Raw genomic sequence first — 18,150 nt, 5'->3', positions numbered from 1 at the left:
GAGACAGATTTAACTTTATAATATTTCATCTGTCAACTTGACAGGGACTAGTGCAGGCGTGATTTTTTTATTGGACGATTTATTTAGACTTAATTTTCCTCAGTATTTAAGGGATTAGTGGGCATGAAAGACTGAATTTTCTTTTTAATTCAAAGTGTTTAAACTGATTATGAAAAACGGGTTGACAGTTTTCATAAGTAATGGCAAAATAATAGCATTCTCACATATTTCTAATCTAATTGTTATTAATTAAAACGGAGGCATACATATGGAAAACACACACGCTGCAGAAGCGACACATAAGATGACAACCATGGATTACGTTTATAAGGTATCCGCCGGAGTTTCAAATGCCATTTTAGTTTGTTTGGGAATTGGATTACTTTTGCAATCATTGGCTAATTTTTTACATTGGGGCGCACTCTATCAAGTTGGCGCCATCGCCCAAGTTTTATTAGGGCCAGCGTTCGGTGTCGCCATCGCGACGATGCTCAAAAGCAACACGTTGGTTACGTTTAGTGCCATGATTTCTTCAACCATTGGGGCCAACGCGGTGTTCTTCTCACAGTCGACTACGAACGGCGTGACGGCGACCGGACATACACTGGCGCAAGCGGCGCAGAGTACGGTCTTTACGACTGGGCAACCCATTTCAGCGGTTGCCGCCGGGTTAGTTGCCGTACTCGTTGGTAATTATTTGACGGGGAAAACACCGCTGGACATGATGCTCGTGCCGCTAGCAGCGACCTTTATCGGATCGGTTGTCGGCTTGGGCTTAGCGGCGGTCACGACGCCAGCCTTAGTTTGGTTGAGTCAGTTCATTGCCACTTCGATGAAGGTCAACCCGTTGATCGGTTCGATGGCCGTTTCCTTAGCTTGGGCACTGTTCTTGATGACGCCCGCTTCGTCAGCGGCCTTAGCCGTGGCGGTGATGCTAGATCCCGTTTCTTCAGGGGCAGCCTTGATCGGAACAACGGCACAATTCGTGGGCTTCACTATAATGTCATTTCGGCAAAATAATTTGGGTGCAAACATTGCGCAGGGGATCATTACACCAAAAGTGCAATTTCCTAACTTGCTTGTGAATCCCCGGTTAGCCATCCCACCAATGATTGCCGCCGTGGTTTCAGCTCCCATTGCAACCCTGGTCTTTCATTTTTCCACGAGTTACAAGTTAGCTGGGTTGGGGTTAAATTCCTTGATTGCCCCAATCACGTTAGCGTCAACAAATATGAACATGTTTATGGTCTACTTAGTGACGGGTGTCGTTATCCCAGCCGTGATCTCAGTTGGGTTATACCGAGTATTACTTGCGGCTAAATGGGTCGAATCACAACAACTACAGTTGGAAGTGGTCTAGTTAGATGGGTGTGATGCCCGAAGAAAACAAAACCGACCGTTGAAAATGATGTCATTTTCAACGGTCGGTTTTGTTATGAGCAGTACTAAAGATTATTTAGTTGTCGAACCCGGTTGGTTGGCGCTGGTAAGCCCGACCACGCGTCCCGTCAATGGTGGCTTGGTAAAGGTCATTGAGTACCTTAGGGCCGTGTAAGTGAGCCATTCCCCAATAGCGCAGGCCCTGATTTAAATCAGCAGCGGCCTTGTGATAGTCCCCCGATGCACTCAGTCGTTTGGAATTTTTAACTAATAACGCACTGAGATCTGCATCACCCTGAACTTGTGGGTCCTGAAAAGCCGTACTGATGGCTTTAAGTAATGCGGTTACATTTGCTTGATCTGTTTCTTTTGACACGTTGATTCCCCCTCATTAATAGTTTACACCTCGTCGATAGTGGTGCAAGCAGCATTCATTTTTTTCTGAAAAAGACTATACTGAAAATTGAACCAAGAGGGGTGGCAACAAGGATGAGTTATGAAGCACGGGGGATTATACGGGCGTTAGCTGAAACGTTGGCAACGGCTGACGCACACGGCTTTCAAGAAATTCGACAGGCGTTATTTTTGAGTGAGCACGATTTGACGGGGCAATCACAAATCGATGAACCCTTGATTAGCCGTTTGGCGAATTACATCACGTATACGATTTTTTCAAAGCAGTTACGATTGACGGCAACTCAAAATTTACTAGTAAGTCAGTTGATGGCACTTGGCCGACGGGCGGACAATGAGATTGTCACGGACCCATCACAGTTTTAAGGGAGTGAACCCAATGCGGTTAAAACCAATCATGCAAACCATTGTCACGGCGGGCAGCTTGATTGCTACAATGGTGGGCCTTTATCAAGCGGCCCGGCAGTGTAAGCGAAAATTAATGCGATATTATAGATCATAGCCATAATTTAGATTTTGAGGTGGTACCAAGGCGGTCACGTGAAAATTTTCATGCGCCCGTTTTTTGTTGAGTAAGGGATCTTGTCTGATATTCGATTAGCGAATAATAGGCGGTCCGTTTTCGAATTGAAGCTTTCTGGGTCTGGCCGTATGATGAACTTGTAAACTAATGAGGAGATGATTTAATAGTGGAACAACCATGGGATTTACGACGGGTGCTTGATGAAATCAAGGATGATCCGCAGAGTTATCATGAAACAAACGTTGAAGTCGATCCGGATGCTGAACTTGCAGGTGTCTACCGCTACATTGGCGCGGGTGGAACCGTTGAACGGCCAACTAAGGAAGGCCCAGCGATGATGTTTAATCGCGTCAAGGGATTCCCGGATACCCGGGTTCTAATCGGCTTGATGGCAAGTCGGCGGCGGGTCGGTAAAATGTTTCACCACGACTACCAAACGTTAGGACAGTTTTTAAATGAGTCCGTTTCGAACCCGATTGAACCAGAGACGGTCACTGAAAATGCAGCTCCAGCGCATGAAGTTGTCTATAAGGCCACGGACGAAGGTTTTGATATTCGAAAGCTCGTTGCGGCACCGACTAATACGCCAGTTGATGCGGGACCTTATATTACGGTTGGCGTAGTACTGGGCTCCAATCGCGATAAGTCTAAGAGTGACGTGACCATTCACCGGATGGTTTTAGAAGATAAGGATACGTTAGGCATTTACATCATGCCTGGTGGTCGGCACATCGGGGCGTTTGCGGAAGAGTACGAGCAAGTGAATGAACCCATGCCCATTACGATCAACATTGGGTTAGACCCCGCAGTGACCATTGGGGCAACCTTTGAGCCACCGACCACACCGTTTGGTTATAACGAATTAGGCGTTGCGGGTGCGATTCGGCAACAAGCCGTTCAATTAGTGGACGGTCTGACGGTTGATGAAAAGGCAATCGCGCGTTCTGAATTTACGCTGGAAGGCTACATCATGCCGAATGAGCGTATTCAAGAGGACATCAACACCCATACGGGTAAAGCAATGCCCGAATTTCCAGGGTACGATGGAGATGCGAACCCCGCGTTACAAGTCATTAAAGTCACGGCGGTCACACACCGTAAGCATCCGATTATGCAGAGTGTGATTGGCCCTTCGGAAGAACACGTCAGCATGGCGGGAATTCCGACCGAAGCTAGTATCTTACAGCTGGTTGACCGTGCAATTCCTGGTAAGGTCACGAATGTTTATAATCCGCCCGCTGGTGGTGGGAAGTTAATGACCATTATGCAAATTCATAAGGAAAACGAAGCAGACGAAGGGATTCAACGGCAAGCTGCCTTACTGGCGTTTGCCGCGTTTAAAGAATTAAAGACGGTCATCTTAGTGGATGAAGACGTTGATATTTTTGATATGAACGATGTGATTTGGACGATGAATACCCGCTTTCAAGCTGATCAAGACTTAATGGTCTTGCCCGGGATGCGCAATCATCCACTGGATCCATCCGAACGCCCCGAATACGATCCAAAGTCCATTCGCTTCCGCGGCATGAGTTCAAAGTTAGTCATCGATGGAACCGTTCCGTTCGATATGAAGGACCAATTTGAACGGGCCAAGTTCAAAGAAGTGCCGGATTGGAAGAAGTATTTGAAATAAGTGTTTTCAAACCGCTTCGTCGGACAGAAACGATATGCTATGGGGGACGGCTCCAGCCAAAGTGCGGTCTGGAACCTTGATTCAAAGCCGATAAACCACGTCTTTGAGTCACCCCGCAATAACTCCCGGCTAAGAAAACGCCGGCTGTTATTGCCGACACAGCATATTGTTTCTGTCCGCCTTCGCTAAATACGGTTGTCATGTTGGAATTAATTCAATGCTAGCTTTTGATAGTTAAGGCGAAAAATAGTCAGTTATCAGATTAGTAAGTGTTTCCAATCTGATAACTGACTATTTTTCATTAATTGGTGTGCCGGCTAATCACTAAAGAGTCAATCAAATCAGTCAGTAGTTGGTTGCCACTGCGCTGTGGATACACAAAGGTTAATTGACTCATGAATGGAATGGCTAACGACCGCATAACGAACTGGTCGGTCATAAAGGGGAGTGCTGACTGCTTAAACAGCAAGGTGACGTTGTTTTGTCCCAGCATACTGAGCAAGGTTTCGATGTGGGTGCTTTCAAAGAAAAACTGGGGTGTGACGCTCTGACGTGCAAAGAGCTGGGTAATAGGTTCGTAAACACCTGAACCTGGTGGCAGCGTCGCAATTTTTTGATGTGCGAGATCTTTGATTCGAATCGTCGACTGTGTCGCCAGCGGGTGGTTTGCCGGCAGGATAATCATCAGTTCATCTTGTTGTAAGGTTTGTTTGACAAAATCCGTTGGTTGAAGCTGGTAAGTTTGGGTATCCCGGATGATGGCTGCTTGCAACTTGCCGGCCAGCAATTGGGTCACGATTTGATGACCTTCGCCTTCAATCACTTTAAGGTCGATCTCCGGGTGTTGTTGGTCAAATACCCCGATCCTTTGCGCGATGTTGTACTGTCCAGAGACTGGTATCGAGCCGATTGTGAGTTGCTTGAAGGTTGTTGGCCGGTTAGTAGCTAGATCTTGAAGCATCTGTTCGTAATCGGCAATTATTTTTTGCGCGTGATGATAAAAGGTTTCGCCCGCGGGTGTGATTTTAAGATTCCGTTTATTATAAGTATCAAGTAGCTTAATGTTTAATTCAGTTTCTAGTGAGTGCATCCGTTTAGATAGCTCAGATTGTGAGAGGTGAAGTTCCACGGCAGCGTTAGAAATGTGGCGCAATTCGTACACCATGGTAAACGCTTGGAGATCATTAATGGTCATCGTAATCACACTTTCATCCGTTCATTAAGGTTAATGCTTATTTTAACACGCACAATTTTGTGGCTCAATTGGGTGCGATTTTGTTAATAAAAAAATGCTAAGAAGCCGGTGTTTTTAACCGAAAAAACTTGCTTGAAAAGGGGGGCAGGTCCACAATAAATGTGGCCTGAAAAGGGGCCTAAAATTTTACCGGATGAGGAGTTGAGTTTGTAATGTTGATGACGGGAGTATTGTTTTTAGTTGTCTTAATGGTTGGTATCGTACTTAGTGGGGTTTTCTTCAGATATATGGATGCTGGCGCCGGTGTCACATTCAGCTCGCTGAAGTTAACTAACTTACGGACCGAATTTTTAAACATCTTATTGATGGTGGGACTGTTAATGTTAGCTTTGTTATTATTTAAATAATCGATTTTAATCAATTTTGCTATTTTAGCGGTAACGGGAAGGCATTTTCCGTTACCTTTTTTTGTGGCCAATACTATAAGAGTAAAGGACTAGTGGCAATCAGGCTAGGCCATTAAGTCACCAATTTGTATCTTTCAATTTTGGGATGGTCAATTAAAATATTGTACAGAACTCGCAATAATCGCTATGATAGTTTTATTGTGTTAACAGAGAAATGTTTTAGAAGGGAATGGCAATAATATGACGCAGTCGGCTTATTGGCAAGGTGTTGTCAAAGAAGCAAAAGCAGCGCACCGCCCGTTTTTTAGTTTAGCGCCCATGGAGGCGGTCACCGGCTCCGTGTTTCGGCGGGTCGTGATGCGGGCAGCCGCACCAGATGTATTTTATACGGAATTTACCAACGCTTTAAGCATTACCCACCCCAAAGCCAAATTTACGACCTTGGGACGACTTTATGTCGATCCTACCGAAAACCCGAAACCAATTGTGCAACTATGGGGAAATTCGGAGGAAGACTTCGTCAAAGCGGCACACGAAGTTGCTCGTAAAGGCTATCAGGCGATTGATTTAAACATGGGATGCCCAGACATGGCCGTGATTAAAAACCACAGCGGGAGTGACCTTATCCGCCATTTCGATCGGGCCAAGGAAGTTATCGAAGGCGCCCGGCAGGCAGATTTGCCCGTCAGCGTGAAGACCCGGTTAGGATTTGACGCAGTTGAAGAATACGAGACGTGGATTCCATTCTTATTGAAACAACAAGTTCCCGTTTTAACCGTACACGTGCGGACTAAGATGGAAATGAGTCGGGTCCCAGCCCACTATGAGCTGATCGATAACTTGGTTCAGATGCGAGACACCATCGCACCGGATACGTTATTGCAAATCAATGGGGACATCCTAGACTATCAAGCGGGAATTCAGTTAGCTGAACAGCACCCAGGTGTCGATGGGATCATGATTGGGCGTGGAATTTTCCAAAATCCCTACGCTTTTGAAGCGGAGCCTAAAGAACATTCCGCTAAGGATTTATTAGAACTCTTACGTTACCAAGTCGATCTATATGATCAATTTGTTGCCTTAGGTTTACAAGGACACTTCGCACCCTTACAACGGTTCTTTAAAATTTACGTCCGCGGGATGCGGCACGCAGCTGAAATTCGTAACGAATTAATGCAAACAAAGACAACCGATGATGTGCGAGCCATTGTAGACCGATTAGAACGCGATTTATAAGCACTTAAGAAAATAACGCGTGCCACTCAACGACTGACGAAAAATCAGCTTGAGTGGCTTTTTGCTTAATTTGGGTACTTTACGAATTAGGATGCTTCCCGTATACTCCGATGTGCGATAAAAAATAGGCAACACGGAAAGGAGTTTATCCCTGATATGAATTCTGAAAAGGTTCATTACAAAATGTACAAAAGTGGTAAAAAATGGCTGACTGCAGGAGCAACAATCCTGATGGTTGGTGTTTACAATCAATTGGAGGTTCAAGCGGACACGACTGAACCTATGACCGAAACGCAGGATACTGTAAGCGCTAAAACTGATGAAAGCAGTTTTGACAAGACCATTACACTCACAACATCGCGCAATCAAACCCAATCAACCCGTACGGGGACGAATGAAACCGATTCCGATATTAATCTAGCAGGAAACGACGTGGCACCAGTTTCTGACCAGTCGGTATCAGCGTCTAACGCGACAGTTGTTGAGTCACAAGCGGAGACACCGAACGTTACTGAACAAAGCGATTCTGAAGCGCAAGTGGTTGCGGATGGATCAGCTAATCATGAATCAGATAATGAGGGGGTACCGGACTCAGCAGCGGTTTTAGAACACTCAGAAACTGACACGGACAGTTTGATTGACGAACAGGACAAGACACCGGCTCCCGCGGCAACCGCACCCGTGCCCCTTGCTCGCACCACGGAAGCACCCGAAGATATTAATGTGTGGATGCCGGATAAAAATCTGCAGTACATCGTCTTGTATAATTTGCAACACAATCAGCATTTACAGCTTACAGATGTTAGTCAGATTACTAAACAAATGTTAGCGGACCTGGATGATAATTGGTCGACGGATATTAATTACCAAAGTGACGATAAGGCGTATTTGGATGCGTCATTAAATTTAGAGAGCTTAAAAGGACTAGAGTACGCTAAAAATCTCAAACGGTTTACGGTTACGATTTCTTTGGATGCTTTAGACGACCATGGTTATCCGTATAATCGGGGACGGAGTAAGCTGAAAGACATTAGTGCGTTACAAGGCATGGATTTGACCGAGCTGATTCTCCAGGATACGTCGGTCAGTGATCTGACGCCCATTGCGGGGATGCGGCATTTAAAAGAACTGTCAGTTTCACATAACTATGTCAGTGATATTAGTGTGATTCACGATGCGGTTCAGTCACTGGATGGCGAAGGATACCCAGTGGGGAACCAGCAAATCAACTTGCCGCCAATTCGCATCCACGTTGACCCAAAGACGGGCAAGTATACAACGTCGGCCTACATCATTGATCTTAACGGGAACCGGGTTGCCTTAACACCGTCAACGCAATTTGCGACGGCGACCGGTGTTAACCTTAACGATTATGAAATTGAGTGGCAAAACTTCCAGTCCCCGCAAGGCATGTTAGTGATGCAATTTAAGACGGTGGGGATTAACGGGTCAACATCGTCGTATCCGTTTAATGGCAATGTTGTGATTCATTATTTAATTGATGATCAGGCTGGCAACGCCCAAGTTAATTTTGTCGATGAAGACGGCAACGCCTTGACGCAAGCGTTAAACTTATTTGATCAAATCGGGCAGACCCAGGACTTGACAAAAAATTCGCAAGTGACCGCCGCCCTCGAGGAACTGAGCAAGAAAGGTTACAGTCTTAAAACCGTTCAGGGAGACACTAATTGGATTGTTGGCGAGCAATTAAATACGGTCACGTTTGTGCTGGAAAAGACCAAGCATAAAGTGACGGTCGAAGCTAAGGATGAAGATGGACAGCCCATTGCCGATGTACCGGTAACGGCCCCAACCGGAGTCCCCGGATCGGATTGGACGATTGACGTTCCAGTTATGCCGGGGTACGACTTTGTTTCTGCGGAACAGGATGGTCAAGAGCTAACGGCAGCAGACGGCCAACTAACGGGAAAGTTTGGCGATCAGGATGTCAACATTGTGCTCAACTACCGTAAGAGAATTGGAAAAGTGACGGTGCACTATGTTGATACGGATAACAAGCCGTTACGTCCCAGTCAAACGCTCGAGGGTAAGTTAGGGACTAGTTATACGGTGGCGCATGTAACCATTGAAGGTTGGCACTTGACGGCCGTTGATGGGAACGAATACGGACAGTATGGCAATGGTGAACAAGAAGTGACGTTTATTTATGAACGGGAAGAGGTTCCTGTAGAACCGGAACCCGAACCGGAACCAGATCCGGAACCAGAGCCAGCACCGGAACCAGAACCAGAACCAGAGCCGAAACCAGAACCAGAGCCGGAACCAGAGCCGGAGCCGGAACCAGAACCAGAACCAGAACCTGAACCGAATCCTGAACCGAATCCTGAACCTGAACCAGCACCGGAGCCTGAGCCTGAACCTGAACCTGAACCTGAACCAGCACCGGAACCTGAACCTGAACCAGCACCGGAACCAGAGCCAGAGCCCGAACCTGAACCGGAACCAGAGCCCAAACCTGAACCAAAGCCAGAGCCAGAGCCAGAACCAGCACCGGAACCAGATCTGGGACAAGAGGCCGATCCAGTACCTGAACCAGACTCAGATTCAAAACCCAAACCAAATCCGGAGCCAACGCCGGATTCCCAACCAGTACCAACGCCCAATTCGAAATTAACCAATCCGAGTGGCAAGGCACCTTTAGCCATAAAGCAGTTCCAGCATTCTAAACGGGACTTAAAGAAGCGCCGTCCCGCATCAAAACCAGCCACGATGGGGACTAAACGGCAAACGTTACCACAGACTGATGAACAAGTTGCCCCACGCGCGCAACGATGGGGACTCGCACTAGCCGGGTTAATGGCCGGACTAGTCGTGTTCCGTAAGCGCCACTAATTACTTCACTTCCAAATTAAAGAATGATCACAACAAAGAACGCTTTGAGCCATGCACAGCTCAAAGCGTTCTTTGTGTTTAAAATGATGAACTTTAAGTCCATTTGTGACCGGTAACTTTACTGAATGGAAAAGTTGTCATCCAAGATGGTGACACGTTCAACGGGCAAGCCAACAATTTTTAGCTGGCGTTGCTTATTAACGAAGATGGCGCCGTACAAGTCTGGGCGGTCTTTACCCCAGTCGGGAAGTGGGCCGCCGGCAAAGAATAACCGGGTCGTTTCAATCTCACCGTCAATGGAGGCTTTTGAAAAGATCGTGACACTTTCAAGGTCATTTTGACGCGGATAGCCCGTCTTAGAATCCAGAATATGATGGTAGGATTTCCCGTTAAATTCCAAGTGACGTTCATAAATGCCACTCGTAACGGCTGAACAAGGCCCTATTTGAACACTGGCAATCGCATTTCCGCGGGGTGTCAGTGGGTTTTGGATGCCGACCCGCCACTGACCGTCAGCGTGTAAGGGCGAATCGCCATACATCAATAGGTTTCCGCCTAAATTAATCATGCCGGCGCGTTGCCCAAAGGCTTCCCAGTAGTCCTGAATGCGATCGGCAATGTAGCCCTTCGCGATACCACCGAGATCCAGCTCCATTCCAGCGACTTTTAAAAACACGCTGAAATCGGCGTCGTGACACACCACTTGCTGGGGATCGACGAGTCGTAAGCGGTCCTGAATTTCCGCGTCACTAGGAACGTGGGCGTTTGAAAAGCCAATTCGCCAAAGTTTGACGAGTGGGCCAATTAGCGCATTGAAGCCAAAGTGCTGCTGACTGAGTTGCACTGCTCGCTTAACGAGGCTGTAGGTCGCAGCACTGACTTGTACGGGGTGTTGTCCCGCGGCTTGATTGATCGCCATGACTTCGGAATGCGACCGGTTGACCGTTAGCCGGTCTTCGTACTGGTCGATGAGGGTACAGGCTTGAGTTAAGTAGTCCGAACGGTCGCTACCGAGTAAGGTCAAGTCGATATCAGTTCCTAGTGCGTGGTGTGCGAGGTGTCGTCGTTGACTAGCTAAGTTATCAACGGCTGGTTGTTGATTGTCATTAAGAGTTGCCATCAAAATCCGTCCAATCTGTGGAAAATTAAATTAGGATACCGTTACAATGATCGACTTCGTGTTGAATGATTTGGGCAACGAAGTCACGAAAAGTCTGTTGTTGGGGGGCAAAATTCTGGTTAACGAACTTGACCGTAATCTGGTGATAACGCGTTGTCGGCCGTTCACCGCTTAAGGATAAACACCCTTCGCTCGTCTGATAAGATCCGGTCTTGTTAATGATTTGAGGATTGATCATTGGAACGGCTAATGGTCCCATTTGAACGACAATGATGCGTTTGTTGACGCCAATCATGTTGGCGGCCATCCCAACGCAGGAATCGCTATTCGCTGAAAGTGTGTCTAGTAAGTTGGTAACGGTTGGCAAATCAGCACGGGTCGCAGCTTGCGCTGGTGTTTGTAACGCCGCTGGGTCGTGGACAACGGGTTTGATCATGAAAAAGCCTCCTCTTGATAATGCTTTCATTATAGAAGTTTTACGTGACATCGCGCAAGTTCTTAGTTAGTAAGGTGACCTATCAATAAATGTGAAATGGTGTTCAAAGTATGAAATGTTCGTTAAAATCAAATCGAGCGGGCTGTAACCAAAGTAATAAAGCTGGTTGCTTAATAGAAAACAATTTAGATAGTAGTGCGATCAAAATAAAACGATAACAAGTTCAAAAAATGGAGGATGAGCAAGATGGCGGCAGAAACAGTTATGACAACGCTGTGCGCGCCGGTCGCGGGACGGTTACATGAGTTAAAAGTAATGGATGATCCAGTCTTTTCGCAGGGGCTGATGGGGGTTGGCTTTGCGATTGAACCAACTGATGGACGAGTCTACGCACCGGTCAGTGGCAAAGTGACCATGGTAGCTAAAACCAAGCACGCGGTCGGTCTTAGAACGGTAACTGGGGTGGAAGTGTTATTACATTTGGGTATCGACACGGTCGAACTTGATGGTCGTCCTTTTGAACTCATGGTCAAAGTGGGCGAGCAAGTTGTGGCGGGACAAGTCCTGGTGAGAATGGATTTGACGATGATCAAGGAAGTACATAAAGTACCGACCGTTATAACGGTTGTGACTAATAGTACGGCCCTACAGGCGCAGCTTTTCTTAAAATCAGAAGCGGGGTTGGTGCAACCGCACGTGCCGGTAGCGATGGTGACGACTTTAGAAGAAGCTTCACCAGCCATGACAAGTTCGGCTACTGGACAAACGGGAGCGTACACTCAGTTAGCGACGCAAATTATTCAAGGGGTCGGTGGACGAGACAACGTCACCAGTGTGATCCACTGTATTACGCGGCTACGGTTTTATTTGAAAGATGAGACATTGGTGCAGCGGACCCAGTTGACCGAATTGTCGGGAGTGATTGACGTGGCGCACGCGGCTGACCAGTTGCAAGTGGTGATTGGGTCCGCCGTGAATGACGTCTACGATGCTGTGATGGCCCAATTAGGACCGCAATTTATGGGTGAGAACACTGAAGCCGTGGTCGAACCACCTAAGCAAAAGTCGAAATCGTTGTTAGGGGTAATTAAACAAAGCTTGAACAGTCTCATTGGCGTGATGACCGCTTCGATGATTCCGGTGATCGGTATCTTAGCGGGTTCCGGGATTCTAAAGGGGATTCTGGCGGCACTTACGGGATTCAAAATTTTGAACCCAACGGATGGGACGTACATGGTACTCAACGCGGTGGGCGACGCGGTGTTTTACTTTTTGCCGATTATCTTAGGGTTTACAGCGGCGAAACGCTTAGGCTCGAATCCCATTGTCTTAGCGGTGGTCGGGGGAATTCTAGTTTACCCGTCGTTAATTAGTGCGGCAGGTAAGGCGGCGACTGCTCAAATTACGGTATTTGGATTGCCAGTCCACCTGATGACTTATTCCGCCTCAGTCTTTCCCATTATTCTTGCGGCCTGGTTAGGTGTTTACGTTGAAAAAGGGTTGAAAAAACTGTTGCCAGTTGCTTTACGGGGCGTCTTTTCACCAATCATCGAAGCGTTAGTTTTAGGGTTAGTGATTTTGGGAATCGTCGGTCCCCTGATGACGGTTGTCAGTCAGGTCTTAGCCGACGCCATCCTTGCGACGTATAATTTCAGTCCCGCACTATCCGGACTCGTCGTTGGGGGCCTCTATCAGTTGATGGTGATTTTTGGGTTGCACTGGGGCCTCGTCCCAATTGTGGTCAACGATTTGGCGACTAATGGTCACAGTTACTTAAACGCACTCATTTCAGTGACAATGGTCGCGCAGGGTGGTGCCGCGTTAGCCGTTGCTTTAAAGACCCGCCATCGTAAGTTAAAACGATTATCATTAGCTGCGGCCGTCTCAGCATTTTGTGGAGTTACCGAACCGGCAATTTACGGGGTCAACTTGAAGTATAAGCGGGTCTTCATTGTCGGCAGCATTGCCAGTGCGTTAGGTGGATTATTGACGGGATTACTACGGGTCAATAACTACGCGTTATCCGGTGCTCTAATTGGATTTCCAGCGTTTATTACACCTGACGTTGGAATTGGTAGTAATTTTTATGGTTACTTGATTTCTCATTACGGGACGCTTTTGATTGCCATGGTGGCCGTTTACTTCTTTGGCTTTTCCGATAAAATGCGGACTGAAAAAGCGTTGGATAGTCATTAGTGAATTGTCTTTTGACCTAAAAATTAAAAATAGTGGAATTAAAAAACGTTTGCGATAAAAATTCGCAAACGTTTTTTTGCTAACCCGTGCGGTGCGTTAGTAGCTAGGTTTAAACGCAGGGGTCAGACTAGATTTTTTTAGAGCGACGGTTCGGTTAGTTGGAATCTCACTGCGTTGTGCTGACCAGTTGGGATCCTTAGTTAATTTCGTCGTCAGGTTATTTTGGTGTATGGTCATATTATTAGCATCATCTAAATCTAATTTAATTGCGTGGTGATTATTAACCGTTAAAGTCGCCCGGTTATTGACCAGTTTAATAGTGAAGTGTTCCCGAATCGTGTGCTGATTGCGGCGGAACATGACCAATTGATGGTGTGTGTTTAAGTAGACACTTGTCGCTGGTCTTGGACTGACCCAGCGCCCCATAAAGTCGGCGGCGCTATAACGACTGACTGCGTTGACCGTTGACTTAGTCGTTTGCACCGTGCGAACCGTATGACGGGGTGTTGATTGGCACCCTGCAATTAATCCGGTTAGTGCAATCGCCATTCCGAATCCCCATATTTTTTGCATACATAATCTCCTCCAGCGTCCTAATTCCCGTTATTAAGACATAAGTTCTATTATAACGAAAGTGACAGTTAAGTTAAACTGATGCGATTAATTTTTATACTTTGGTTGGGTCATTTTTAATTGAATTGTTTTAAGACTAATTTAGCACGATTGAATCCCGCTAAATTTCACTATGAAAAAAGATTGAAAGCAGACGGGAACAGACGTTGTTCGATGGTTAACGAACTTGATTAAAAATTCCCATTTTATATACGAAATGATACAAAAGATAATTTTAAAAGTGGCTTAGAATGAGCAAACGTTGTTAGCAAGGACGTTTGTTGAGCACAAATAAATTTAAGGCCCCTGACCTAGGATGGCTTTTTGGCCAGAATAGGCTACTATATATAGTGTTACTTACAACAACTAGTACCATTGGTTGTAGCGGTACTTTAATGATACATAAACTAAAGGCTGAAAAGACCCCAATAGCGATAATCGTTATCATAGCGGCAATGATGACCAGTTTATCAAGGTCAACCTTTAAACTATAAATTTAAAAAGTGGGGATACGCATGTTAACAACGTCAACAGGTGATATTTTAGACCAATTAAGAACCTTACCCGTAATCAAACGGGGCGGAACGCAAACCAAGTTTCACCCTTATAAAATTAACTTTGTTTTGGCACAATTATTAGAGGATCCCAAGGACCAAGAAGCGGTAAAAGAAGCGATTGTGGCGCACTATCACCAATCCGATCAGGTGGAAACGCGTGAGTTACGTCCCGCACTCATCGCCATTTTTAACGACCTCGGATTCACGGATGCTGCCAAGCGGTATCAGGATTATTTTATTGCGGAGCAGGAAAGATTTGCGGCCGCAACGAACGTTAAGGGGCGGATTGAAAAACTGTTTAATCGGGATGCCGACGTGGTTCACGAAAACGCCAATAAGGATAGTACCGTCTTTAATACGCAACGGGACCTTGAAGCCGGCGCAGCTAGCCGGGCACTCGGGCTAAAAATGCTACCAGATATTGTGGCTAAGGCCCATTTACGTGGTGACTTGCACTGGCACGACTTGGACTATTCACCCGTCACGCCTGAAACCAACTGTTGCTTGATTGATTTTGACGGAATGTTTAAAAACGGCTATAAGATTGGCAATGCCGAGGTCGTTTCGCCGCGTTCTATTCAAACGGCAACGGCGCAAATGGCCCAGATTATTGCCAACGTGGCATCCCTTCAGTATGGCGGGTGTTCCGCTAACCGGGTGGATCAGTTGTTGGCACCCTATGCTGAAATCAACTTCCAAAAGCACATGAAGGATGCTGAAAAGTGGGTCGCTGAAGATCAGCGGAACGCTTATGCCAAGACAAAAACGAAAAAAGACATTTATGATGCAATGCAGGCGTTGGAATACGAGATCAACACGCTCTACTCATCACAGGGACAAACGCCGTTTACGACGGTTAACTTTGGCCTGGGAACGAGCTGGATTGAACGTGAAATTCAACGGGCCATTTTACAGATTCGGATTAAGGGGCTTGGTAAGGAACAACGGACGGCAATTTTCCCTAAGTTGATTTTCACCATGAAGCGGGGACTTAACTTAAGTCCTGATGATCCTAATTACGATATTAAAGAGTTGGCAATTGAGTGTGCCACTAAGCGGATGTACCCCGATCTTTTGATGTACGATAAAATCAAAGAATTGACGGGGAGCTTTAAGACACCAATGGGGTGCCGTTCCTTCCTGCAAGGTTGGAAAGATGAAAATGGCCGTGAAGTCAACTCCGGTCGGATGAACCTGGGCGTTGTGACCGTTAATTTGCCACGGATTGCCTTATCCGCGCATGGGGATCAGGGCTTGTTCTGGGAAATTTTTGACGAACGCATGGCGACGTGTCACCAAGCGTTGGCTTACCGCGTTGAACGTACGAAGGAAGCTAAGCCCGAAAACGCACCGTTACTTTACATGTACGGGGCGTTTGGCAAACGGCTACCTGCCGGTGGGAACGTGGACGACCTCTTCAAGAATCAGCGGGCGACGGTTTCCTTAGGTTACATCGGTTTATACGAAGTTTGCACGACGTTCTTTGGCCCGGATTGGGAAAAAGATGAGCACGCGTTAACGTTTGCCGAAGATGTGGTTAAGGCGTTGCGGGACAAGTGTGCGCAGTGGGCTAAGGAAAGTGGCTATCACTACAGTTTGTATTCCACACCCGCTGAATCGTTAACGGACACGTTCTGCCGTGATGACATTGCTAAATTCGGTAAGGTCGCTGATATTACGGACAAGGAGTACTACACGAATAGTTTTCACTACGATGTTCGCAAGCACCCAACACCATTTGAAAAGCTCACGTTGGAAGAACGTTTTCCAAAATACGCTTCGGGTGGTTTCATCCACTACTGTGAATATCCTAACTTGACTCAAAACCCGAAAGCCCTAGAAGCGGTTTGGGACTGGGCTTACGATCACGTGGGCTACTTAGGGACCAATACGGCGATTGATCAGTGCTTTAAATGTGGGTTTAAGGGCGAGTTTACCGCAACCGCCCGCGGGTTTGTTTGCCCTGAATGTGGCAACCATGACCCCAAATATTGTGATGTTGTTAAACGGACGTGTGGATACTTAGGTAATCCGCAACAGCGCCCAATGGTTCACGGGCGTCACGTTGAAATCGCGTCCCGTGCTAAAAATATGTCTTCGGAGATGATTAAGAATGCCGCGCGCTACGAAAGGACCAAACAATCCGATGCCCAAAGAATGGCTGGCAGAGGACTTAAGTGAACAATACGTTGCTGATTATAAGGCGTTTAATTTTGTTGATGGTGAAGGGGTCCGGTGTAGTCTCTATTTGAGTGGCTGTCCGTTTCATTGTCCGGGTTGTTACAACGTCGCTGCGCAGAATTTCCATTATGGGCAACCGTATACCCAAGACTTGGAAGACCAAATCATTGAAGATTTAAGTCAAGATTATGTTCAGGGATTGACACTATTAGGCGGTGAACCGTTCTTAAATACGCAAGTTGGGATTCGAATTTGCGAACGCGTCCGCCAAGAATTTGGCCATGATAAGGACATCTGGTCGTGGTCCGGCTATACGTGGGAAGAGCTACAAAAGGATTCTGAAGATAAATTAAAAATGTTGTCATTAATTGATATTCTAGTCGATGGGCGCTTTTTGAAAGACAAAATGGACCTAAAATTGCAATTTCGTGGAAGTTCTAATCAGCGAATTATCGACGTCCCTAAGTCGTTAGCTAGTGGTCAAGTGGTTATTTGGGATAAGCTAGTGCGTTAAGCAAATTAGTCGTGTATAATAAGGCTTAAGGTATGACAGCGTTTTCAAAGATGGCTGTTTATATGCCGGTTTGAATTTGCTCAATTATCAACATTCAAGTAAAACTAATAAAATGACACTAGGCACGATAAGCAAAAACACGATCGTTAAACAAAAAGGGTTGGAGCACGTGCCCCAACCCTTTTTGGCATCATACTGGGGATATGGAAGGATTGAATAACAATGTTAACAATTATTAAACGTTTTCAGACGCGCTACTTTCACTTTTGGGATCGACTGAACGTCTTGCGCGCCGGTATTTTGGGGGCAAACGATGGGATTATCTCGGTTTCAGGAATTGTATTGGGCGCGGTGGGCGCAAATATGAGCAATCAAACATTGTTTATCAGTGGGATCTCTGGAATGCTTGCAGGCGCTTGCTCCATGGCTGGTGGCGAATACGTCTCGGTAAGTGCACAAAAAGACGTTCAAGTCAGCTGTTTAAATAATCAAATCGCACCAGAATCTCGAAACTCTGAAGCTTATCAGACTAAAATTCAAGAGATCGACTTAATGAATCCGTTACATGCGGCGGTTATGTCATTTGTCTCGTTCATGCTGGGGGCCCTGATTCCACTTTTGGCCATCAGTTTGTCAACGCCAGCATGGCGATTAACGAACACGCTGATTGCCATGGTGATTGCATTAACGTTAAACGCGACAATTAGTGCGCAACGGGGGGCAATCTCGATTCGCAAAGTGGTGTTGCGTAACATTACGATTGGCTTGGTCACGGCTTTTGTCACCTTTGTCATGGGGTCGTTATTAGGCGGCGCTGTTTAAATATCAAATACTAATATTTATAAATGAAAAAGGCGTTGTGATTTTTATCGCAACGCCTTTTTCATTTG

At 46.4% G+C, this 18,150-nt stretch carries 15 protein-coding genes; 10 read left to right on the top strand and 5 right to left on the bottom strand.

The window, feature by feature from the left end:
* Positions 1-268 precede the first annotated feature (268 nt).
* Positions 269-1,360: a PTS sugar transporter subunit IIC gene (locus IV64_RS00865; RefSeq protein WP_057705271.1), complete on the top strand. Its 1,092-nt coding sequence runs from the start codon at positions 269-271 to the stop codon at positions 1,358-1,360.
* A gap of 96 nt (positions 1,361-1,456) precedes the next feature.
* Here IV64_RS00865 and IV64_RS00860 read toward each other — a convergent pair whose 3' ends face one another.
* Positions 1,457-1,756: a bacteriocin immunity family protein gene (locus tag IV64_RS00860; protein ID WP_057705270.1), complete on the bottom strand. Its 300-nt coding sequence runs from the start codon at positions 1,754-1,756 to the stop codon at positions 1,457-1,459.
* 113 nt (positions 1,757-1,869) lie between these two features.
* Between IV64_RS00860 and IV64_RS00855 the strand changes: the two genes are divergently transcribed.
* Together IV64_RS00855 and IV64_RS00850 are read left to right on the top strand one after the other, a co-directional pair.
* Positions 1,870-2,160, top strand: coding sequence for a hypothetical protein (locus IV64_RS00855; RefSeq protein WP_057705269.1), 291 nt, complete (start codon positions 1,870-1,872; stop codon positions 2,158-2,160).
* Positions 2,161-2,480: 320 nt separating this feature from the next.
* Entirely contained in the window at positions 2,481-3,953 is a 1,473-nt protein-coding gene (locus IV64_RS00850; protein WP_057705268.1) for a UbiD family decarboxylase, read from the top strand.
* 301 nt (positions 3,954-4,254) lie between these two features.
* Here the strand turns inward: IV64_RS00850 and IV64_RS00845 are convergent, their stop codons facing one another.
* Positions 4,255-5,148, bottom strand: coding sequence for a LysR family transcriptional regulator (locus IV64_RS00845; protein WP_057705267.1), 894 nt, complete (start codon positions 5,146-5,148; stop codon positions 4,255-4,257).
* A gap of 212 nt (positions 5,149-5,360) precedes the next feature.
* On the opposite strand from IV64_RS00845, the gene IV64_RS00840 reads away from it, so the two are divergent.
* The 3 genes from IV64_RS00840 (at position 5,361) to IV64_RS13995 (ending at position 9,644) form a co-directional block, all read left to right on the top strand.
* The gene (locus tag IV64_RS00840; protein ID WP_057705266.1) at positions 5,361-5,555 is read left to right on the top strand and encodes a hypothetical protein; all 195 of its coding nucleotides are present in this window, start codon (positions 5,361-5,363) and stop codon (positions 5,553-5,555) included.
* A gap of 240 nt (positions 5,556-5,795) precedes the next feature.
* Complete coding sequence (locus IV64_RS00835; protein ID WP_057705265.1) at positions 5,796-6,791, top strand: tRNA dihydrouridine synthase; 996 nt, start codon at positions 5,796-5,798, stop codon at positions 6,789-6,791.
* Between the two features lie 156 nt (positions 6,792-6,947).
* Positions 6,948-9,644: a MucBP domain-containing protein gene (locus tag IV64_RS13995; RefSeq protein ID WP_083491526.1), complete on the top strand. Its 2,697-nt coding sequence runs from the start codon at positions 6,948-6,950 to the stop codon at positions 9,642-9,644.
* Between the two features lie 118 nt (positions 9,645-9,762).
* On the opposite strand, the gene IV64_RS00825 is transcribed toward IV64_RS13995, so the two are convergent.
* The gene (locus tag IV64_RS00825; protein WP_083491525.1) at positions 9,763-10,764 is read right to left on the bottom strand and encodes an FAD:protein FMN transferase; all 1,002 of its coding nucleotides are present in this window, start codon (positions 10,762-10,764) and stop codon (positions 9,763-9,765) included.
* A gap of 25 nt (positions 10,765-10,789) precedes the next feature.
* Entirely contained in the window at positions 10,790-11,200 is a 411-nt protein-coding gene (locus IV64_RS00820; protein ID WP_057705264.1) for a peptide deformylase, read from the bottom strand.
* Between the two features lie 246 nt (positions 11,201-11,446).
* Between IV64_RS00820 and IV64_RS00815 the strand changes: the two genes are divergently transcribed.
* Positions 11,447-13,396, top strand: a complete 1,950-nt coding sequence (locus IV64_RS00815) for a PTS sugar transporter subunit IIABC (protein ID WP_420843331.1) — start codon at positions 11,447-11,449, stop codon at positions 13,394-13,396.
* A 96-nt stretch (positions 13,397-13,492) separates the two neighbouring features.
* On the opposite strand, the gene IV64_RS00810 is transcribed toward IV64_RS00815, so the two are convergent.
* Positions 13,493-13,969, bottom strand: a complete 477-nt coding sequence (locus tag IV64_RS00810) for a hypothetical protein (protein ID WP_157060960.1) — start codon at positions 13,967-13,969, stop codon at positions 13,493-13,495.
* Between the two features lie 554 nt (positions 13,970-14,523).
* On the opposite strand from IV64_RS00810, the gene nrdD reads away from it, so the two are divergent.
* The 3 genes from nrdD (at position 14,524) to IV64_RS00795 (ending at position 18,082) form a co-directional block, all read left to right on the top strand.
* Positions 14,524-16,746, top strand: a complete 2,223-nt coding sequence (gene nrdD / locus IV64_RS00805) for an anaerobic ribonucleoside-triphosphate reductase (protein ID WP_057705261.1) — start codon at positions 14,524-14,526, stop codon at positions 16,744-16,746.
* Positions 16,712-17,260, top strand: coding sequence for an anaerobic ribonucleoside-triphosphate reductase activating protein (nrdG, locus tag IV64_RS00800; protein ID WP_404411284.1), 549 nt, complete (start codon positions 16,712-16,714; stop codon positions 17,258-17,260). The genes nrdD and nrdG overlap by 35 nt, the downstream gene beginning before the upstream one ends.
* A 222-nt stretch (positions 17,261-17,482) precedes the next feature.
* Complete coding sequence (locus IV64_RS00795; protein WP_057705259.1) at positions 17,483-18,082, top strand: VIT1/CCC1 transporter family protein; 600 nt, start codon at positions 17,483-17,485, stop codon at positions 18,080-18,082.
* Positions 18,083-18,150: the final 68 nt, after the last annotated feature.

Origin of the sequence: Lactiplantibacillus xiangfangensis (assembly GCF_001438845.1) — a bacterium.
GTDB lineage: Bacteria > Bacillota > Bacilli > Lactobacillales > Lactobacillaceae > Lactiplantibacillus > Lactiplantibacillus xiangfangensis.
Note: the sequence above shows the minus strand (reverse complement) of the source record. Positions and strands in the feature narration are given on the sequence as shown.